A 20,788-nucleotide genomic window follows, 5' to 3' on the forward strand; every position below is an offset into this window, starting at 1 on the left:
GCGGATGAGCCCCCTCCGGCCCCGCCCCCGTCAGCGACAGGGCGAGCGCGGCCCACGCGCATCCGAGCAGGAGCACGAGGGCGGTGACGACACGTGAGAACACATGCATGCCGGCAGTATCCGCGCCCGCACCGTGGCTGTCACCGCCCGCTCCATCTTCACTCTCCGTCATGCTCACGCGGTGCGTCGCCGGGGGTGGGGTACCGATTCGAGCGGTGATGACGTATGACGGCGGCCGGAGCCCGGAGATCCGGGGCTCCATGGGTCTCCGGGAGATGCCTTGACTCTGCTCGCCCTGCTGTTCCGAAGGTCCAAAGGCCCCATCCTGCTCGCGGTGGTGCTCGGGGTGCTCGCGGGCGCCGCGGGCGCGGGGCTCGTGTGGGCCATCAACCGCGCGCTCACGTCGCAGACGCCGGCCCAGGCCTGGTCGCTGCTGCCCGCCTTCGCGGCGCTCGCGGTGGCGAGCCTGATGACGCGACTGCTATCACAGATGCAACTCAATGTATTGCAACAGCAGGTGGTGGAGGACCTGCGGCTGGACCTGTGTGAGCGCATCCTCCGCGCGCCGCTGCGCAAGCTGGAGGAGGCCGGCTCGCACCGCGTCCTCGCGGCGCTCACCGACGACATCTTCGTCATCAGCTCGGCCATCTCCACGGCGCCCTACGCCCTCATCAACCTGGCCACCGTCGCGGGCGGCTTCGTGTACCTGGCATACCTGTCCGGGACGGTGTTGATGCTGATGCTCGGGGTCATCGCCGTGGCGGGGGCCAGCGTGGTGCTCCCCATCCGCTTCGCCTACCGGCAGCTCCATGACCGGCGCGAGCAGCATGACCGGCTCTTCTCGGGGTTCCGCTCGCTCGTGGACGGCACCAAGGAGCTGCAGCTGCACCAGGACCGGCGTGAGGACTTCTTCGAGCGGGAGCTGAAGGCCTCGGCCCAGGCGGTGACGCGCTCCCAGACGCGCTCCAACAACATCTTCCTCGTCACCGCCAACTGGGGCGGCTTCATGCTGGTGGCCGTCATCGGGGCCATCCTCTTCGGCATCCCCCGCTTCCTCGACGTGGAGATGTCCACCCTCGTCGGCTACACGCTGGTCGTCCTCTACGTACAGTCGCCGCTGGACAGCCTGGCGACGCAGCTGCCCCTGCTCGCCCGCAGCCAGGTGGCCATCAAGAAGCTGGAGAAGCTCGGGCTGTCGCTGGAGGACCCCACCAAGAGCCCCCCCCGGAAGGTGGAGGCGCCCACCACCTTCGAGCGGCTGGAGCTGGCCGGCATCACCCACAGCTACTACCGCGAGCACGAGGACGGCCACTTCACCCTGGGGCCCCTGGACCTGACGCTGCGGCGGGGCGAGCTCGTCTTCCTCGTCGGCGGCAACGGCAGCGGAAAGACGACGCTGGCCAAGCTGCTCACCGGCCTGTACGCGCCGGAGGCCGGCGAGATTCGCGTGGACGGCGTGCCCGTAACGTCCGAGTCACGCGCCGCCTACCGCCAGCTCTTCACCGCCGTCTTCTACGACTTCCACCTCTTCGAGCGCCTGCTGGGACTCAGCCGTCCCGAGCTGATGGAGCGCGCGCGGGAATATCTCGCGCGGCTCCACCTGGACCGCAAGGTGCGGCTGGAGGAGGACCGGCTCTCCACCACCAGCCTGTCCCAGGGGCAGCGCAAGCGGCTCGCGCTGCTGACGGCGTACCTGGAAGATCGCCCCATCTACGTCTTCGACGAGTGGGCCGCGGACCAAGATCCTGTATTCCGTGAGCTTTTCTACCGGGAACTCCTCCCGGAGCTGCGCGGCCGCGGCAAGCTCGTCTTCGTCATCAGTCACGACGACCGTTACTTCCATCTCGCGGATCGCGTAATAAAGCTCGAGGCGGGTCGGCTTGTACCCGATGTGACGCAAACATCCGTGAACACTGCGATTTCGGCCTGAAGCCCGGATTCTGCGAGGGAAATCTTCCAGCCTGGATACACGGCGGTTCACGTCAGAGCCGTGATTCATGATAGGGATGTATCACCGTTTTCACTGGCAGATAGTCCCGCCGGACCATGAGGCAATGGACGGCCACGCCAACAAGACTGGAGCATCCAAGTGGAATTCACGAGCGTGGATCATGTGGAGTTGTACGTGGGCGACGCCATGCTGTCGGCCTACTTCTTCTGCCACGCGCTGGGCTTCCGCATGGTGGCCCATGCGGCGCCAGAAAGCGGTCTGGAGGGACGGCGGTCCATCGTCCTGAGGCAGGGCAGCTCGCGGGTGGTCGTCACGTCGGCGCTGGGCTCCGAGGGGCCGGTGGCCGAGTATGTGCGCCTCCACGGCGACGGCGTGAAGGACGTGGCCTTCGCGACGCCGGACGCCGCGGGTGCCTTCACCGAGGCGGTGCGCCGGGGCGCGAAGGCGGTGATGGAGCCCACCACGTACGAGGGCGCGGGCGGCCGGGTGGTGAAGGCGACCATCGCCGGGCCCGGTGACCTGGTGCACTCGTTCATCCAGCGCGACTCGCCGGCGAGCGGCTTCCTGCCGGACGTGTACCTGCCGCTGGAGAGCCCACCCGCGCACGCGGAGGAGCTGTTCAGCGCGCTGGACCACGTGGCGCTGTGCCTGGCGCGCGGCACGCTGATGGACGCGGTGGAGTTCTACAAGGGCGTGCTGGGCTTCGAGCAGACGCACGAGGAGAACGTGCGCACGGAGTACAGCGGGATGAACTCGCGGGTGGTGCAGACGGCCGAAGGGCGCATCTGCTTCCCGATGCAGGAGCCGTACACCGGCACGCGCCGCGGGCAGCTGGAAGACTTCCTGGCGGCCCACGGCGGCTCGGGCGTGCAGCACCTGGCCTTCCTGTCGCCGGACATCACCCGGGCCGTGGACGTGCTGGCGCGGGCGGGCATGAAGATCCTCGACGCACCGCCGGGCTACTACCAGACGCTGGAGACGCGGCTGGGCGACCTGGGCGGCTTCCGCCGCGAGACGCTGGAGCAGCGCAACATCCTCATGGACCGCGACGCGTGGGGCCACCTGCTGCAGGTCTTCACGCGCACGCAGCACGCGCGCCGCACCCTCTTCTTCGAGGTCATCCAGCGCGAGTCCGCGCGCGGCTTCGGCGGCGCCAACATCCAAGCGCTCTACGAGGCGAAGGAGCGCGAGGTGCTCCGGGCGGCCAGGTAGCCCGCGGCCCTTCAGCTCCGGGGGCTGACCGTCATGGGCAGCCCGCCGCGAGGCTGGAGGACGATGCCCGGCTGGATGGCCACCTTCCAGCCAGGCGCCACGGCAGCGCGGAAGCGCTGGGCAGCCATGGCCAGCGCGAGCGTCCCCTTCAGGAGCGCCAGGTTGTTGCCGACGCAGATGTGCTGGCCGGCGCCGAACGGCAGGTAGGAGAACTTGTGGCGCCCCTGCGCGCGCTCCGGCGCGAAGCGGTCCGGGTCGAACGTCTCCGGTGACTCCCAGAAGGCGGGGTGCCGGTGGACGACGTAGGAGATGGCGGAGACGACGGTGCCCGGCGCCACGTCATGGCCCCCCAGCTTGTCCGCGCCCACCGCGACACGGGTGACGCGCCACGCTGGAGGGTAGAGCCGCAGCGTCTCCTCGAACACCTGGGTGGCGTAGCGCAGCCGGGGCAGGTCCTCCGCGGTGGGCGCGCGGCCCCCCAGCACGGCGGCGGACTCGGAGGCGAGGCGCTCGGCCACCTCGGGGTGTTCCGCCAGCAGGTACCACGCCCAGGTGAGCGCGGTGCCGGTGGCCTCGTGGCCGGCGGCGAAGAGGTTCATGAACTCGTCGCGCAGCTCCTTGTCCGTCATGCCCTCGCCGGTGTCGCGGTCCTTCGCGGCCACCAGCACGGACATGGCGTCGTCCTCCGGGCCGCCCGCGCGACGGCGGGCGATCACATCCGCGGCCAGGGCGTCCAGTCTGCCCAGGTGGGCGAGGAACTCCTGGCGCCGCGCCGTGTTGATGGCCAGCCGCCGCGTGACTTCCTGCACCAGCCAGTGACGGGGGTTGTTGACGAGCCACGCGAGGCGGCGCAGCGCGTGGCACAAGGCGTCATCCGGCTCGCCGGAGTACACGGCGCGGCCGACGAGCCGGATGCTCAGGCGTCCCATCTCCTCAGCCATGTCGAAGGGCTGGCCGGCGCGGGCGTCCCAGCCGTCCAGCATGCGCTGGATGGACCGCGCCATGTCCGCGACGAGGCCGCGCAGCCGCTCGCGGTGGAAGGCGGGCTGGATGAGCCGGCGCTGGCGGCGCCAGTACTCGCCCTCGCTCTCGAAGAGGCCGTTGCCCAGCAGCGGGCCCGGCAGGCCGCTCTCGCGGGGGTAGTTCACCGCGTTCTCCGCCAGGAAGCGGCGGATGAGGTCCGGGTGACACACCATGTAGAAGGGCCGTGGCCCCATCCGGAAGCGGACCAGATCGCCGTACCTCCGGAAGCCCTCGGTGAAGAGCTCCAGCGGCTCCCGCTCATGTCGCAAGGTGCTGCCCCACAGGGGATTGCCGCGCGGACCAGGAGGGAGCGACAGAGACGTAGCGGGGACCATGAGGTGTCTCGCAAGGGGGGGCGGCAGCGTAGCAGGCCCCCCCGACCTTCACGCAATACAGCGGGTTTAGGCAGATTCCAGGCTGACTAGACATTCCTCAGAAAACAAGGGATGAAAGCAGCTGGGCATGGCTCACCTTCGATCTTCCTTCCTGCTGACGAGGCCGCCGCCCCCCGAGTCATCCTGGACGCCCCGTTCCCACCGGAGCGCGGAGCCGGGCTCGGCGGGTGGCGAGACTCGGGCGACCTTCGACACCGGGCGGCGCTGACCGCGAGCCTCTCGCGGTCCGGTCCGGACGAAGTCACCACCTGCATCTGGAAATATCGAAGACGCCATATGGCCTTGCGAGCCTGAGGGCGGGAGCACGCAATGACTGAGCGACATGAGAAGGCGGCCAGCGACTTCACCACGCTGGTGGATCTGCTGTGCTTCCGCGCGGAGCGTCAAGGGGACGCGCTGCTCTACCGGTTCCTCGAGACGGGCGACGTGGACGGCCCGGTGGAGGAGTGGAGCTACACGCGGCTGGACACGCGGGCCCGGGCGCTGGGCGCGCTGCTGCGCGAGTTGGGGGCGGCGGGCGAGCGAGCGCTGCTGCTCTACCCACCGGGAATGGAGTTCGTGGCCGGCTTCATGGGGTGTCTCTACGGCGGGGTGGTGGCGGTGCCGTGCTATCCGCCGGACCCGACGCGCCTGGAGCGCACCCTGCCCCGCCTGCGCGCCATCGCCCAGGACTGCGGCGCGAAGTACGTGCTGACCACGAGCTTCATCGTGGAGATGTCGGAGATGTTCAAGCCCCAGGCGCCGGAGCTGGGCGAGCTGGTGTGGCTGGCGAGCGACGCGGTGCCGGAAGGCCGCGCGGCGGACTGGAAGCGGCCGGAGCTGGACGCCCGCTCGCTGGCCTTCCTGCAGTACACGTCGGGCTCCACCGGCAACCCCAAGGGGGTGATGGTGAGCCACTCCAACATCCTCCACAACGAGGCGCTCATCACCCGCGGCTTCGGGCTGGATGCGTCGCGCTCGTCGGGCATGGGCTGGCTGCCCATGTTCCATGACATGGGGCTCATCGGGAAGGTGCTGCAGCCCATGTACCTGGGCTTCCCGTGCACGCTGATGTCGCCCATCGCCTTCCTGCAGCGGCCGCTGCGGTGGCTGGAGGCCATCTCCCACTTCAAGGCCACGTGCAGCGGCGGCCCCAACTTCGCCTACGACTTGTGCGTCCGGAAGGCCACGGACGAGGACCGGGCGCGGCTCGACCTGAGCAGCTGGGACCTGGCCTTCAACGGCGCGGAGCCGGTGCGGCGCGAGACGCTGGAGCGCTTCGCCGAGGCGTTCGCCCCGAGCGGCTTCAAGGCGACAGCCTTCTACCCCTGCTACGGCCTGGCGGAGGCCACGCTCATCGTCACCGGCGGGACGAAGGGGCAGCCCTTCGTGCACGGCACTTTCGACGCGGAGGCACTGGAGCGCGGGAAGGCCACGGGCGCGGAGGATGGGCGGGCGCGGACGCTGGTGGGCTCCGGCGTGTCCGCGCCGGACCAGCGGATGCTCATCGTGCATCCGGAGACGCGGGTGCCGTGCACGGCGCACGAGGTGGGTGAAATCTGGGTGTCCGGCCCCAGCGTGGCCCAGGGCTACTGGTCGCGGCCGGAGGAGACGGCGCACGCGTTCGGCGCGAAGCTGGCGTCCGGCGAAGGGCCGTACCTGCGCACGGGAGATCTGGGCTTCGTGTCCCCGGCGGGCGAGCTGTTCGTCACCGGCCGGCTCAAGGACCTGCTCATCATCCGCGGCCGCAACCTGTACCCGCAGGATTTGGAGCTGTCGGCGGAGCGGGCGCACCGCGCGGTGCGTGCGGGCTGCTGCGCGGCCTTCAGCGTGGAGGTGGAGGGCGAGGAGCGGCTGGTGCTGGCGGCCGAGGTGGACATGCGCGACGGCTTCGACGCGGCCACCGTGGTGGAGGCCGTGCGCCGCGCCCTCGCGGAAGAGCACGCCGTGCATGCGCATGGCGTGGTGCTCATCCAGGCGCGCAGCATCCCCAAGACGTCCAGCGGCAAGATTCAGCGCCGCGCCACCCGGGCCGCGTATCTCGCCGGGGAGCTGGAAGTGGTGGAGGCGTCCGTCGTGGAGGCCTCGGCGGAGGCGGCCGCGGCTTCCGGCGCGGAGACCGCGGAGTCGGGCGTGCCGCTGAAGGAGCAGCTCGCGACGGCGTCGGAGTCCGAGCGCGCGGGCCTCATGGAGGCCTTCCTGCGCCGCGCGGTGGCGCGCGTGCTGCGCCTGGACGCCGCGAAGCTGTCTGCGGACACGGACCTGGCGGGCCTGGGCCTGGACTCGCTGATGGTGCTGGAGCTGCACGGCAAGCTGGAGTCGGAGCTGGGCCTGTCGCTGCCCGCGGCCTTCCTCTGGCAGAACCCGACGCTGGGCTCCGCGGCCGCGCACCTCGTGGAGGCGTGGAAGGGCGTGCGCCCGGTGTCCGCGCTGGTGGCGCCGGCCATCGTCGCGGGGGCGCCGGACGCGGAGGCGCCGCTGTCCTCGGGCCAGCTCCGGCTGTGGTTCCTGGACCGGCTGGTGCCGCAGAGCGCGCTCTACAACATCCACTTCCAGCTGCACCTCTCCGGCCCGCTGGACGAGGCCGCGCTGCGCCGGAGCCTGGACGCGCTGGTGGCGCGGCACCCGGTGCTGCGCGCCACCTTCCCGGAGGCCGGCGGCCAGCCTCGCGTCGCCGTGAGCCCCATCGCGCCGCTGGAGCTGCCGAAGTCCGACCTGCGCGCGCTGGCACCCGAGGCGCGCGAGGCCCACCTGCGCGAGCTGTCGCTGGCCCAGGCCCGCGAGGCCTTCCGCCTGGGTGAGGGGCCGCTGGTGCGCGCGGCGCTGGTGGCGCTGGCCGACCAGGAGCACGTGCTGCTGATGACGCAGCACCACATCACCACGGACGGCTGGTCCATTGGCGTGCTGGCCCGCGAGCTGGCGGCGCTATACCGCATGGCCGTGGCCGGCGAGTCCCCCACCCTGCCCGCGCCCGCGCTGCACTACGCGGACTTCGCGCGCTGGCAGCAGGGCCTGGGCGCGCTGCTGGACGGCCAGCGCGCGTACTGGGCGCAGAAGCTGGCGGGCCTGCCCCGGCTGGAGCTGCCCACCGACTTCCCCCGCCCGAAGGAGGCGGCGTTCCAGGGCGCGCTGCACCGGCTCACCCTGCCCCGCCCACTGGTGGAGGAGCTGCGGGCGATGGGCCGCCGCGAGGGCTGCACCCTCTTCGTCACCCTGGCCGCGGCGTGGACGGCGCTGCTGCACCGCTACAGCGGCCAGGAGGACTTCGGCGTGGGCACCGTGGTGGCCCACCGCGAGCGGCCCGAGCTGCGGGACGTGGTGGGCTTCTTCGCCCACACGCTGGTGCTGCGCGGCGACGTGGCCGGCCAGCCCTCCTTCCGCGAGCTGCTGTCGCGCACCCGCCGCGCCTTCCACGAGGCGCTGGCCCACACCGACCTGCCCTTCGAGGAGGTGGTGGCCGCGGCCCGCGTGGCCCGGGGTGGCGCGGACAACCCGCTGTTCCAGACGAGCCTGCTGCTGGAGGCGCTGCCCCCCACGGACATGAACGTGCCGGGCATGGCCTGGAAGCCGGTGCTTCCGGTGCCGGACGGCGCGGTGGAGGGCACGGCGAAGTTCGACCTCCAGCTGTCGCTGGTGGAGACGCCGGACGGCCTGTCCGGCGCGCTGGAGTACCGCACGGACCTCTTCTCGCCCTCGACGATGGCGCGGCTGGCCGGGCACCTGGAGACGCTGCTGCGCGCGGTGGTGGACGCGCCGGAGGCCCGCGTCGAGGACCTGCCGCTGCTCACCTCCGAGGAGACGCGGCGGTTGCTGGTGGACTGGAACGACTCCACCTCGCCCCAGCCGGAGGACGCGGCGCTCTGCATCCACGCGCAGTTCCGCGCCCAGGCGGCTCGCACGCCGGACGCGGTGGCGGTGGCCGGCGACGACGAGACGCTCTCCTACGCCGAGCTGGACCGGCGCAGCGACGCGCTCGCGTGGCGGCTGCGCGAGCTGGGCGTGGGCCCCGAGGTCCGCGTGGGCCTGTGCGTGGAGCGCTCCGCGCGCATGGTGGTGGCCATGCTGGGCGTGCTCAAGGCGGGCGGCGCGTACGTCCCGTTGGATCCGGACTACCCGCGCGAGCGGCTGGCGTACATGCTGGAGGACTCGGGCGCGGCGGTGCTGCTCACCGAGTCTCACCTGGATGGCAGCGTGCCCGCCGGGCGCGCGCGCACCCTGCTGCTCGACGGGCCGGAGGCGGCCGGGGCAGCCGAGCATGACGGGCCTCCCGCTTCGGGCACCGGGACGGCGAACCTCGCGTACGTCATCTACACGTCCGGCTCCACCGGCAAGCCCAAGGGCGTGATGGTGCCGCACGGCGGCGTGGCCAACTTCTTCACGGCCATGGACGCGCGCGTGGGCCACCAGCCCGCGGGCTCGTGGCTGGCCGTCACCAGCATCTCCTTCGACATCTCCGTGCTGGAGCTGCTGTGGACGCTCACGCGCGGCTTCAAGGTCGTGGTGCAGGGCGAGGGTGCGCTGCTGAAGGCGCCCGCCCGCGTCGCCGCCGCGCGCCACAAGCCCGCGGAGTTCAGCCTCTTCTACTTCGCGGACGACGCGGACGACGGTGGAGGCGACCGCTACCGGCTGCTGCTGGAGGGCGCGAAGTTCGCGGACCGCAACGGCTTCGCGGCGGTGTGGACGCCGGAGCGCCACTTCCACGCCTTCGGCGGGCTGTACCCGAACCCGTCCGTGGCGGGCGCGGCCATCGCCTCCGTCACCGAGCGCGTGGGCATCCGCGCCGGCAGCGTGGTGCTGCCGCTGCACCACCCGGTGCGCGTGGCCGAGGAGTGGTCCCTCGTGGACAACCTCTCGCGCGGTCGCGTGGGCATCTCCGTGGCGTCGGGCTGGCATGCCAATGACTTCGTCTTCGCCCCCGAGCGCTACGAGAAGCGCCGCGAGCTGATGATGGAGGGGCTGGACACCATCCGCCGGCTGTGGCGCGGCGAGACGCTGCGCATGCCGGGCGGCGCGGGCACGCAGGTGGACGTGAAGCTGCGGCCGAAACCCATTCAGGCGGAGCTGCCCGTGTGGCTCACCGCCGCGGGCAACCCGGAGACGTTCATCGGCGCGGGCAAGCTGGGCTGCCGCGTCCTCACGCACCTGCTGGGACAGACGTGGGAGGACCTGGAGAAGAAGCTGGCCCTCTACCGCGAGGCGTGGCGCGCGGCGGGCCACCCCGGCGACGGCCACGTCACCCTCATGCTGCACACCTTCATCGGCGAGGACGCCGGCAAGGTGCGCGCGGTGGTGGAGAAGCCCTTCCGCAACTACCTCAAGAGCTCCGCGGACCTCATGCGCGGCCTCGCGGGCACGCTGGGCCTGGACATGAACTCCGCCGCCTTCACCGAGGCGGACCTGGACCGGCTCGCGGGACACGCCTTCGAGCGCTACTTCGAGACGAGCGGCCTGTTCGGCACGCCCCGCTCCGTGCGTGAGCAGGTGGAGAAGCTCAAGGCGGCCGGCGTGGACGAGGTGGGCTGCCTCATCGACTTCGGCATCCCCGCGGACACGGTGCTCGCCAGCCTGCCGCTGCTGAACGAGGTGAAGGCCCGCAGCGACCGGGACAGCCGCCGCTCCGGCGCCGCGCGCCCCATTCCCCTCAACCTGCGCGAGCACGTGGTGACGCACCTGCAGTGCACGCCCTCGCTGGCGCGCGCGCTGCTCGCCGAGCCCGAGTCCACCGAGGCCCTCGGCAACCTGCGCCGGCTGATGGTGGGCGGCGAGGCCCTGCCCACGCCCCTGGCCACGTCGCTGCGCGGGGCGCTGCCGGAGGGCGGCGAGCTGCTCAACATGTACGGCCCCACGGAGACCACCATCTGGTCCTCCACCCACGCCGTGCGCCAGGAGACGGGGCCGGTGGCGTCCATCGGCACGCCCTTCAGCCGGACGCAGTTCTACGTCGTCGACGCGAAGCTGCGGCCGATGCCGGTGGGCGTGCCCGGCGAGCTGTACATCGGCGGCGAGGGCGTGGTGCGCGGCTACCTCTCACGGCCGGCGCTGACGGCCGAGCGCTTCGTGCCGGACCCGTTCTCCCGGGTCCCCGGCGCGCGGCTGTACCGCACGGGTGACCGGGCGCGGTGGCGCGACGACGGCACGGTGGAGTTCCTCGGCCGCGTGGACTACCAGCTCAAGGTGCGCGGCTTCCGCATCGAAGCCGGTGAAATCGAGGCGGCGCTCGCCTCGCAGCCGGCGGTGCGCGAGGCCGTGGTGGTCGCCCGCGAGGACGAGCCCGGCGACGTGCGCCTCGTGGCCTACGTGGTGGCGCGGGACGGCCAGCCGGTGGACGCGACGGCGCTGCGCGACGCGCTGGCGCAGCGGCTGCCCGAGCACATGGTGCCGTCGCTGCTCGTCGAGCTGCCGGCGCTGCCGCTGACGCCCAATGGCAAGGTGGACCGCAAGGCGCTGCCCGTGCCCACCGCGGCCCGGGCTTCCCGTGCGGCCTACGTGGCGCCCCAGAGCCAGTTGGAGCAGCAGATCGCCGAGGTGTGGCGGCGCGTGCTCAAGGTGGAGCAGGTGGGCGTCAACGACAACTTCTTCGACCTGGGTGGGCACTCGCTGTTGATGGTGCAGGTGCACACGCAGCTCAAGGCGGCGCTGGGTCAGGACCTGCCGCTGCTGAAGCTGCTGGAGCACCCGACCATCAGCGCCCTCGCCCGCCACCTGCGGCAGGAGCCCTCGTCCGGCGCCGCGCCGGTGGAGGCCGCGCAGGACCGCGCGAAGAAGCAGCTCGAGAGCCTCAAGCGGCAGCAGCAGCGCGCAAGGAAGCAGGGGTAGGCACGTCATGGGCCGTCAGAAGCAGTACGAGGGGGATGCCAGCCTCGCGGTAGCCGTCGTCGGCATGGCCGTGCGCGTGCCGGGCGCGGAGGACGTGGAGGCGTTCTGGCACCTGCTGCGCGAGGGCAAGGAGGCCATCTCCTTCTTCACCGACGAGGCGATGAAGGCGCTGGGCGTCGAGCCGGGGTTCCTCGCCAATCCGAACTTCGTGCGCGCCGCGCCCGTGCTGGAGCGGCCCGGTCGCTTCGACGCGGCCTTCTTCGGCTATGCGCCGCGCGAGGCGGAGCTGCTGGACCCGCAGCACCGCATCTTCCTGGAGTGCGCGTGGAAGGCGCTGGAGCACGCGGGCTACGCGCCGGGCCGGCTGCCGGGCGCCACGGGCGTCTATGCCGGCTCCAGCCTGAGCAGCTACCTGCTGTTCAACCTGCTCACCCGCGCGGAGTTCCAGCAGGCCGAGGACACCTTCCCGGCCATGGTGGGCAACGACAAGGACTTCCTCGCCACGCGCGTGGCCTACCACTTCAACCTCAAGGGCCCCGCCCTCACCGTGCAGACGGGCTGCTCCACCTCGCTGGTGGCCACGCACCTGGCCTGCCAGGCGCTGCTGGGCTACCAGTGCGACACCGCGCTGGCCGGTGGTGTCTCCGTGCACATGCCTCAGCGCTCGGGCTACCACTACCAGGAAGGCGGCATCACCTCGCCGGACGGGCACTGCCGTGCGTTCGACGAGAAGGGCCAGGGCACGCTCTTCGGCAGCGGCGCGGGCGTGGTGGTGCTCAAGCGGCTGGAGGATGCGCTCAACGACGGTGACACCATCCACGCCGTCATCCGCGGCTCGGCCATCAACAACGACGGCGCGGTGAAGGTGGGCTACACCGCCCCCGGCGTGGAGGGACAGGCGGAGGTCATCGCTCGCGCCCAGGCCGTGGCGGAGGTGGCTCCCGAGTCCATCACCTACGTGGAGGCGCACGGCACCGCGACGCCGCTGGGGGACCCCGTCGAAGTGCAGGCCCTCACGCAGGCATTCCGCGCCGGCACCGAGGCTCGCGGCTTCTGCGGGCTGGGCTCGGTGAAGACCAACCTGGGCCACCTGGACGCGGCGGCGGGCGTGGCCGGGCTGGTGAAGACGGTGCTCGCGCTGGAGCACGGCGAGCTGCCGCCCAGCCTCAACTACGAAAAGCCCAACCCGCGCATCGACTTCGACAGCAGCCCCTTCTACGTCAACGCCACGCTGAAGCCGTGGCCGGAGGGGGACACGCCCCGGCGCGCGGGCGTCAGCTCGTTCGGCATCGGCGGCACCAACGCGCACGTCATCCTGGAGGAGCCCCCGGCCACCGCGCCTGGAGACGCGGCGCGTCCCTGGCAGCTGCTGACGGTGTCCGCGAAGACGCCCACGGCATTGGAGGCCCAGACGTCCGCCCTGAAGGTGCATCTGGAGGCGCACCCGGAGCAGCAGCTCGCGGACGTGGCGTGGACGCTCCAGGTGGGCCGCAAGCCCATGGAGTTCCGCCGCGTGGTGGTGTGCGGGGACCGGGACAGCGCGCTGAAGGCGCTGGAGACGAAGGACCCGCAGCGCACCTTCACGCTGTCCCCGGGCAGCACCGTGCCCTCGGCCGTCTTCATGTTCCCCGGCGGCGGCGCGCAGTACCCGGACATGGGCCGCGGCCTCTACGCCTCCGAGAAGGTCTTCCGCGAGGCCGTGGACACGTGCTGCGAGCTGCTGCGGCCCCGGCTGGGCTTCGACCTGCGGCCCGTCATGTACCCGGACGCGGCCAAGGCGGCGGACGCGGTGCAGCAACTCAAGCGCACGTCATTGGCGCTGCCCGCGCTCTTCACCGTGGAGTACGCGCTGGCGCAGCTGTGGCAGTCCTGGGGCGTGAAGCCCGAGGCGCTCATCGGCCACAGCCTGGGGGAGTACGCCGCGGCGTGCCTCGCGGGCGTGTTCTCGCTGGAGGACGCGCTGGCGCTGGTGGTGCTGCGCGGGAAGCTCTTCGAGGAGCTGCCCGGCGGCGGCATGCTGAGCGTTCCACTGCCCGAGGCCGAGGTGCGCCCGCTGCTCGGGGCCACGCTGTCGATTGCCGCGATGAACGGGCCGTCGCAGTGCGCGGTGGCCGGTTCGGTGGAGTCGATTGAGGCGCTGGCCGCGGAGCTGACAAAGCGCGAGGTGGAGTTCCGTCACATCCCCATCGATGTGGCGGCGCACTCGCACCTGGTGGAGCCCATCCTCGCGCGCTTCCAGGCCTTCGTCGGGACGCTGAAGCGCAACGCGCCCACGCTGCCCATCGTCTCCAACGTCACCGGCACGTGGATGACGCCCGAGGAAGCGGTGGACCCGGCGTACTGGACGCGGCACCTGCGGCAGACGGTGCGCTTCGGCGACGGCGTTCGCACGCTGGCCGCCCAGCCCGGTCGCGTCTACCTGGAGGTGGGCCCGGGCCGCACGCTGGGGACGCTGGCGCGCCTGCAGCTCACAGGCCCCAAGGCGCCCCCGGTGCTCTCCTCGCTGCGCCACCCGCAGGACCCGGTGGCGGATGACGAGTTCCTCGCCACCACGCTCGGCCGGCTCTGGGCTTCGGGCGTGGAGGTGGACTGGAGCGCGGTGCACGGTGGCGCGCGGCGACTGCGCGTGCCGCTGCCGACCTATCCCTTCGAGGGCCAGGACTACTGGCTCGCGCCCGAGGCCGCCTCGTCGCGGCGCAAGGGCGTGGCGCGCAAGAGCGCGGACGTGGCCGGCTGGTTCTATCTGCCCTCGTGGCAGCGTGCGCCACTGCCGCTGCCCAAGGCCGGCGCGGTGGAGCCGCGCGGCTGGCTCGTCTACCAGGACACGGGCGGCGTGGGCGCGGCCCTCGCGGACCGCCTGGAGCGGCAGGGCCATTCCGTGGTGCGCGTCTCCCCGGGCTCGCACTTCAACGCGGAGACGGAGCGCCACTTCACCGTGAACCCGCGTGAGCGCGAGGACCACCTGGGCGTGCTGCGCGCGTTGAAGGCGCGGGACTTCAAGGTGGAGCGCGCGGTGTACCTGTGGAGCCTGGACACGCCCGCGGGCCAGGAGTCGCTCGCGCCCGGAGCCCGCTTCGAAGAGGCCCAGGAGCGCGGCTACTTCGGCGTGCTGCGGCTGGCCCAGGCGCTGGCCGAGGCGGAGCTGCCCGGCCCGGTGGCGCTGACGGTGGTGGGCCGCGAGGCGCTGGAGGTGGAGAGCGCGGACGCGGTGGCCCCCGAGCGCGCCACGCTGCCGGCGCTGTGCAAGGTGATTGGACAGGAGCAGGACACCCTCGCCTGCCGCTACGTGGACCTGCGCGCCTCCGTGCCCCAGGCCGCGGAGGCGCTGCTGCGCGAGGTGACGTCCGGCTCCAACGAGCCCGTGGTGGCGTGGCGCGGCGCGCACCGCCATGTGCAGGCGTACGAGCCGCAGCGCATCGAGGCGGACGCTCCGGCCGCCCTGCCCTTCAAGACGCGCGGCGTGTACCTCATCTCCGGCGGTCTCGGCGGCGTGGGCCTGCTGCTGGCGGACCACCTGGCGCGCAAGCACCAGGCGCGACTCGTGCTGGTGGGCCGCTCGGGCGCGAGCGACGCGGACGGCCGCCGTCAGCGCGCGGTGCAGGCGCTGGAGGCCGCGGGCGCCGAGGTGCTGGTGGCCCGCGCGGACATCGCGGACGAGGCGCAGCTTCGCGCCGTCCTGGCCGAGGCGGACATCCGCTTCGGCGCGCTGGACGGCGTCATCCACGCGGCGGGCCTCGCGGGCGACGGCGCGGTGGCGCTGCTCAACGGCATGGACCCGGCCACGTGCGCACCGCACTTCCGGGCCAAGGTGCACGGCACCTACGCGCTGGACGCGGCGCTCGCGGGCCGCGCGCTGGACTTCGTCGTGCTGGTGTCCTCCAACGCCGCGGTGCTGGGCGGTCTGGGGCTCGCGGCATACGGCGCCGCCAATGCGTTCCTGGACTCGTTCGCCGTGGCGCGCTCGCGCGAAGGACAGGCGCGGTGGCTGAGCACCAACTGGGACGGCTGGCCGGTCGCCGCCGCCGAGGGCGAGCGGGCGGTGCAGACGAGCATCGACCAGTTCGCCATGTCCCGAGACGAGGCGCTGGAGGCCTTCCGCCGCGTGGTGGAGTCGCCGCTGGCCGGACAGGTGGTGGTGTCCACGGGCAACCTGGACGCGCGCCTGGCGCAGTGGCTCCGGCGCGAGGGCGCGGCGGCGAAGAAGGACGCGGCCGGTGGCACGCTGCACGCGCGGCCCACGCTGGGCACCGAGTACGTGGCTCCCACTGACGACGTGGAGCGCGCGCTGGTGCGCGTGTGGCAGGAGCAGCTCGGCCTGGAGCAGCTCGGCATCCACGACAACTTCTTCGACCTCGGGGGCAACTCGCTCCTGTGGCTGAAGATTGTCGGACGCCTGAAGCGGGAGCTGGGACGGGACGTTCCGCTCACCTCCGTCTTCGAGTCCCCCACGGTGGCCACCCTCGCGAAGCGCCTGTCCCAGGCCGCCTCCGCCGAGGTGCCCGGCTTCGAAGCCAGCCAGAGCCGCGGCGCCCAGCGCCGGGAGCGGCGCAACCGGCGCGAGTAACAACGCCCGGCCTTCCCCACCTGACAACCCCGAGACACGCGACACCCTGGAGTCACCGCCGTGGACACGAAGCTTCCGCTCGACATCGACGACGCCGATATCGCCATCATCGGCATGGCCGGGCGCTTCCCCGGCGCGCGGAGCGTGGCGGAGCTCTGGGCCAACGTCCGTAACGGCGTGGAGTCCATCCAGCACTTCACCCGCGAGGAGTGCCGCGCGGCCGGCGTGCCCGAGGCGTTGCTGGACGACCCGGCCTACGTGAGGGCCGCGGCCGTGCTGCCGGAGCCGGAGTCCTTCGACGCCGCCTTCTTCGACATGCCGCCGCGCGAGGCCGAGCTGACCGACCCGCAACACCGCGTCTTCCTGGAGGTGTGCTGGGAGGCGCTGGAGCAGGCCGGCTACTCGCCGCGCGACTACCCGGGCGCCATCTCCGTGTACGGCGGCGCCACGCTCAACACGTACCTGCTGATGAACCTGGCGCGGAACCCTCGCGTGCTGGAGTCCTTCGAGCCGGTGCAGGTCAACATCGGCAACGGCGGGGACTTCCTCACCACGCGCGTCTCCTACAAGCTCAACCTGCGCGGCGCGAGCCACACCGTGCAGAGCGCCTGCTCCACGTCCCTGGTGGCGGTGCACCAGGCCTGCCAGAGCCTGCTCAATGGCGAGTGCGACATGGCGCTCGCGGGCGGCTCGTCCGTCAACGTCAGCTTCCTCCACGGCTACCGGCATGTCGAAGGCGGCATGGCGTCCCCCGACGGGCGCTGCCGGCCGTTCGACGCGAAGGCCCAGGGCACGCTGTTCGGCAGCGGCGCGGGCGTGGTGGTGCTCAAGAAGCTGCGGGCCGCGGTGGAGGACGGAGACACCGTCCACGCCGTCATCAAGGGCTCGGCCATCAACAACGACGGCTCGCTGAAGGCGGGCTACACCGCGCCTGGCGTGGAGGGCCAGTCGCAGGTGGTGGCGGAGGCGCTCGCGGCCTCGGGCCTGGACGCGGAGGCCATCTCCTACGTGGAGGCGCACGGCACCGCGACGCCGCTGGGCGACCCCATCGAGGTGCAGGCCCTCACCAAGGCCTTCCGCGCCACGACGCAGCGCCGGCGCTTCTGCGCGCTGGGCTCGGTGAAGGGCAACGTGGGCCACCTGGACGCGGCAGCGGGCGTCACCGGCCTGATGAAGACGGCGATGGCGCTGGCGCACGGGGAGCTGCCGCCCAGCCTCCACTACGAGAAGCCCAACCCGGCCATCGACTTCGACGGCAGCCCCTTCTACGTCAACGCCGCGCTCAAGCCCTGGCCCACGGGGGCCACTCCGCGGCGCGCGGGTGTCAGCTCCTTCGGCGTGGGCGGCACCAACGCGCACGTGGTGCTGGAGGAGGCCCCGAAGCTTCCCGCCAGCGCGCCGTCGCGCCGCGCGTGGCACCTGCTGCCCGTGTCCGCGCGCACGCCCGCGGCGCTGGAGTCCGCCACGCAGCGGCTGACCGAGGCGCTGCGCAGCCAGCCCGGTGCGAACCTCGCGGACGTGGCATGGACGCTCCAGGCCGGACGTCAGCGCTTCGCGCACCGCCGCTTCGTGCTGGCGCGGAGCGTGGAGGACGCGGTGGAGGCGCTGTCGCAGCCCCAGGGCCCGCGCGTCATCACCGAGTCGCAGGACGCGGTGGAGCGTCCGGTGGCCTTCCTCTTCCCGGGCCAGGGCTCGCAGCACGTGGACATGGGCCGCGCGCTGTACGAGTCGGAGCCGGTGTTCCGCGCCGAGGTGGACCGCTGCGCGGAGGTGCTCAAGCGGCACCTGGACGGGTTGGATTTGCGCACGGTGCTGTACCCCAAGCCCGAGGCCGCCGAGGAGTCCGGGAAGAAGCTGGCGCAGACGTCGCTGACGCAGCCCGCCCTCTTCGTCGTGGAGTACGCCACCGCGCGCCTGTGGATGTCGTGGGGCGTGAAGCCGGCGGCGATGCTGGGGCACAGCATCGGCGAGTACGTGGCCGCGTGCCTCGCGGGCGTGCTCTCCGTGGAGCATGCGCTGCAGCTCGTGGCCGCGCGGGGACGGCTGATGCAGGCGCTGCCCTCCGGCGCCATGCTGGCGGTGCCGCTGTCCGAGGACGAGGTGCAGCCGTACCTGAGCGGCGGCCTGAGCCTCGCCGCGCTCAACTCCCCCATGCAGTGCGTGCTGTCCGGCACGCATGAAGCCATCGAGGCCGTGCGGAACCAGCTCAAGGACGCGGGCGTTCAGACCCACGTGCTGGTGACCTCACACGCGTTCCACTCGTCGATGATGGACCCCATCCTCGACGCCTTCACCGCGCAGGTCGCCGCGGTGCGGCTGAGCGCGCCCACCCTGCCCTTCATCTCCAACGTCACCGGCACCTGGATTACCGCCGAGCAGGCCACGAGCCCACGCTACTGGGCCCAGCACCTGCGCGGCGCGGTGCGCTTCGCGGATGGACTGCACGCCCTCTTCTCCGACCCCAAGCGCGTGCTGCTGGAGGTGGGCCCGGGACAGGTGCTGGGACGGCTGGCGAAGCGCCACCCGGAGCACTCGCCCACCCGCGCCGTGCTCGCGTCCATGCCTCCGCCGCAGGACACCGTGCCCACCGGCACGCCGCCGCTGGCGTACGAGACGCTCGGCCGGCTCTGGCAGGCCGGGGCCACCGTGGACTGGAAGGCCTTCCACGGCACGGAGCGCCGTCACCGCGTGCCGCTGCCGACCTACCCCTTCGAGCGCCAGCGCTTCTGGGTGGAGCCCTCCGCCATGCAGGCTCCGGAGGCCACGGCTTCCGGTGCGAAGACGGCTGTCGCGACCGACGGGGCCATGCCCCAGGAGCAGGCGCCGCTGGAGCAGTGGTTCTACGCGTCGTCCTGGAAGCGCTCGCCGCTGCCGGCGACGAAGGACACCGCCCGGCGCGTGTGGCTGGTGCTGGAGGACGAGGTCTCCGCCGGTGAGGCGCTGCTCGCCCCCGAGTCCGGCGAGGAGCGCGTGGTGCTGCGCGTCCGGCCCGGCGCCGGCTTCGCTCGCAACGGCGAGCGGGAGTTCACCGTCGCGCCGGACTCGGCCCGGGACTTCGGCTCGCTGCTGGGCGCGCTGCGCGACTCGGGGCTGCTGCCGGACGCGGTGCTGCACCTGTGGAGCCTCACTCGCGACGTGCCGGCCTCGTTCGCGCAGGCCCAGCCCGGTGGCTACTTCAGCCTCGTCGCCCTGGCGCGAGCGCTGGCGGAGCACACGCCGGAGCGCCCGTGCCGCGTCTGGGTGGTGTCCAACCACCTGCATGACGTGACGGGCGACGAGGTGCTCGCCCCGGAGAAGGCGACGCTGCTGGGCCCGTGCCGCGTGGTGCCGCAGGAGCACCCGCACCTGAGCTTCCGCGGCGTGGACGTGGTGCTGCCCTCCGCGAGCACCCACCTGCCCGAGTCCACCGTGCGCGCCCTGCGCGCCGAGCTGCGGGGCCAGGGCGCGGATGCGGTGGTGGCGCTGCGCGGTCCCCACCGCTGGGTGCAGTTCGTGGAGCCGACGCCGCTGCCTGCCGCGGCGGGCGGTGGGACGTCCCCCCAGGGCCTGCCTCGCACGGGCAGCGAGTCCACCGAGGGCGCGGCGCCCGTCGTGCGAGACGGCGGCGTGTACCTCGTCACCCACGGCCTGGGCGGCATGGGCGCGATGCAGGCCCAGGGGCTCGCCCGGAGCGCGAAGGGCGTGAAGCTCGCCTGCGTGGAAGCCCCGGGCTTCCCCGCGCGGGAGACGTGGGACGCGTACCTCGCCGGCCACCCCGAGACGGACGCGGTGTCTCAACGCATCCGCCGTGCCCGGACGCTGGAGTCCCTGGGCGCAGAGGTCGCCGTCATCGCGGCGGACCTCGGCAACCTGGAGTCGGTGCGCGCGGCCGTGGAGACGACGGTCTCCCGCTTCGGCGCGCTGCACGGCGTGGTGCACGGCGCCTGGCTGCCGCCCGACAAGGTGGCACGGCTCGTCAACGAGACGGATGCCACCGTCACCGCCTCGCACTTCGAGCCTCGGGCGCGCGGGCTCGCCCTGCTGGACGCGGCGCTCGGCGACCGTCCGCTGGACTTCCGCGTGGTGGGCTCGTCCCTGTCCGCCCTGCTCGGAGGAGTGGCCACCGTCGCGCACGCCGCGACGAGCCTGTACCAGGACGCCTTCGCGCAGGCCCGCTCCCGCGAGGGCCGCCGGTGGCTGAGCCTGGGCTGGGACGTGGTGCGCGTGGAGGACTACGGCGCGCACCCGGGTGCCCGGGGCGCCGAGCTGGACCGGCTGGCCCTCACGCCCGAGCAGGGCGCGGATGCCTTCGGCCGCGCCCTCGCCCATGCCACGGGTGCCTACGTGGCCGTGTCCACCCACGACCTGCCCGCGAGACTCAGCCGCTGGCAGGCCCCGCGCGAGGCCACCCCCTCCACGCCCGCGAGCACCGAGCCCGAGGCCGGAGCGCGCCCGCTGCACGCGCGCCCCGCCAGCCTGCGCAGCGCGTACGTCGCGCCGACCACCGAGCTGGAGCGCACGCTGGTGGACCTGTGGCAGCAGTCGCTCGGCGTGGCCCCCATCGGCACGCAGGACAACTTCTTCGAGCTGGGCGGTGACTCGCTCATCGCCGTGCAGCTCAGCGACCGGCTCAAGCGGCGGCTGCGCATCGACGTGCCGGCCTCCAGCCTCTACGAGGGCGTCACCGTGCAGGCGCTGGCGGCGCTCCTCAAGCCGCCCGAAGCCGGCCCCGGCGCCGCCGCCTCCGAGGCCGAGGAGCGAGAGTCCACCCTCCAGCGCCGCAAGCAGAACCTCCAGCGCCAGCGGCAGCGCCGGCGCTCGGACGACGAGGACTCGGACGACGCCGACTGAGCCTCCCCTCCCCCACAC

At 72.6% G+C, this 20,788-nt stretch carries 6 protein-coding genes; 5 read left to right on the top strand and 1 reads right to left on the bottom strand.

Annotation, left to right across the window (positions count from 1 at the left end; genetic code table 11):
- Positions 1-280: 280 nt before the first annotated feature.
- Positions 281-1,930, top strand: a complete 1,650-nt coding sequence (locus tag HG543_RS35525) for a cyclic peptide export ABC transporter (RefSeq protein WP_169349361.1) — start codon at positions 281-283, stop codon at positions 1,928-1,930.
- Positions 1,931-2,089: 159 nt separating this feature from the next.
- The gene (hppD, locus tag HG543_RS35530; RefSeq protein ID WP_169349362.1) at positions 2,090-3,163 is read left to right on the top strand and encodes a 4-hydroxyphenylpyruvate dioxygenase; all 1,074 of its coding nucleotides are present in this window, start codon (positions 2,090-2,092) and stop codon (positions 3,161-3,163) included.
- 11 nt (positions 3,164-3,174) lie between these two features.
- On the opposite strand, the gene HG543_RS35535 is transcribed toward hppD, so the two are convergent.
- Positions 3,175-4,521: a cytochrome P450 gene (locus HG543_RS35535; RefSeq protein ID WP_281404496.1), complete on the bottom strand. Its 1,347-nt coding sequence runs from the start codon at positions 4,519-4,521 to the stop codon at positions 3,175-3,177.
- A 369-nt stretch (positions 4,522-4,890) separates the two neighbouring features.
- Here HG543_RS35535 and HG543_RS35540 point away from each other — a divergent pair, with 369 nt between their 5' ends.
- From HG543_RS35540 to HG543_RS56875, 3 genes are read left to right on the top strand one after another with little or no spacing between them, the layout of a single operon-like run.
- Positions 4,891-11,376 (top strand): MupA/Atu3671 family FMN-dependent luciferase-like monooxygenase, encoded by a 6,486-nt coding sequence (locus HG543_RS35540; protein WP_169349364.1) that lies wholly within the window; start codon positions 4,891-4,893, stop codon positions 11,374-11,376.
- Between the two features lie 7 nt (positions 11,377-11,383).
- Complete coding sequence (locus HG543_RS35545) at positions 11,384-15,940, top strand: type I polyketide synthase (RefSeq protein WP_169349365.1); 4,557 nt, start codon at positions 11,384-11,386, stop codon at positions 15,938-15,940.
- 60 nt (positions 15,941-16,000) lie between these two features.
- The gene (locus HG543_RS56875) at positions 16,001-20,770 is read left to right on the top strand and encodes a beta-ketoacyl synthase N-terminal-like domain-containing protein (RefSeq protein WP_169349366.1); all 4,770 of its coding nucleotides are present in this window, start codon (positions 16,001-16,003) and stop codon (positions 20,768-20,770) included.
- Positions 20,771-20,788 lie beyond the last annotated feature (18 nt).

Source organism: Pyxidicoccus fallax (assembly GCF_012933655.1).
GTDB classification, from domain to species: Bacteria; Myxococcota; Myxococcia; order Myxococcales; family Myxococcaceae; genus Myxococcus; species Myxococcus fallax.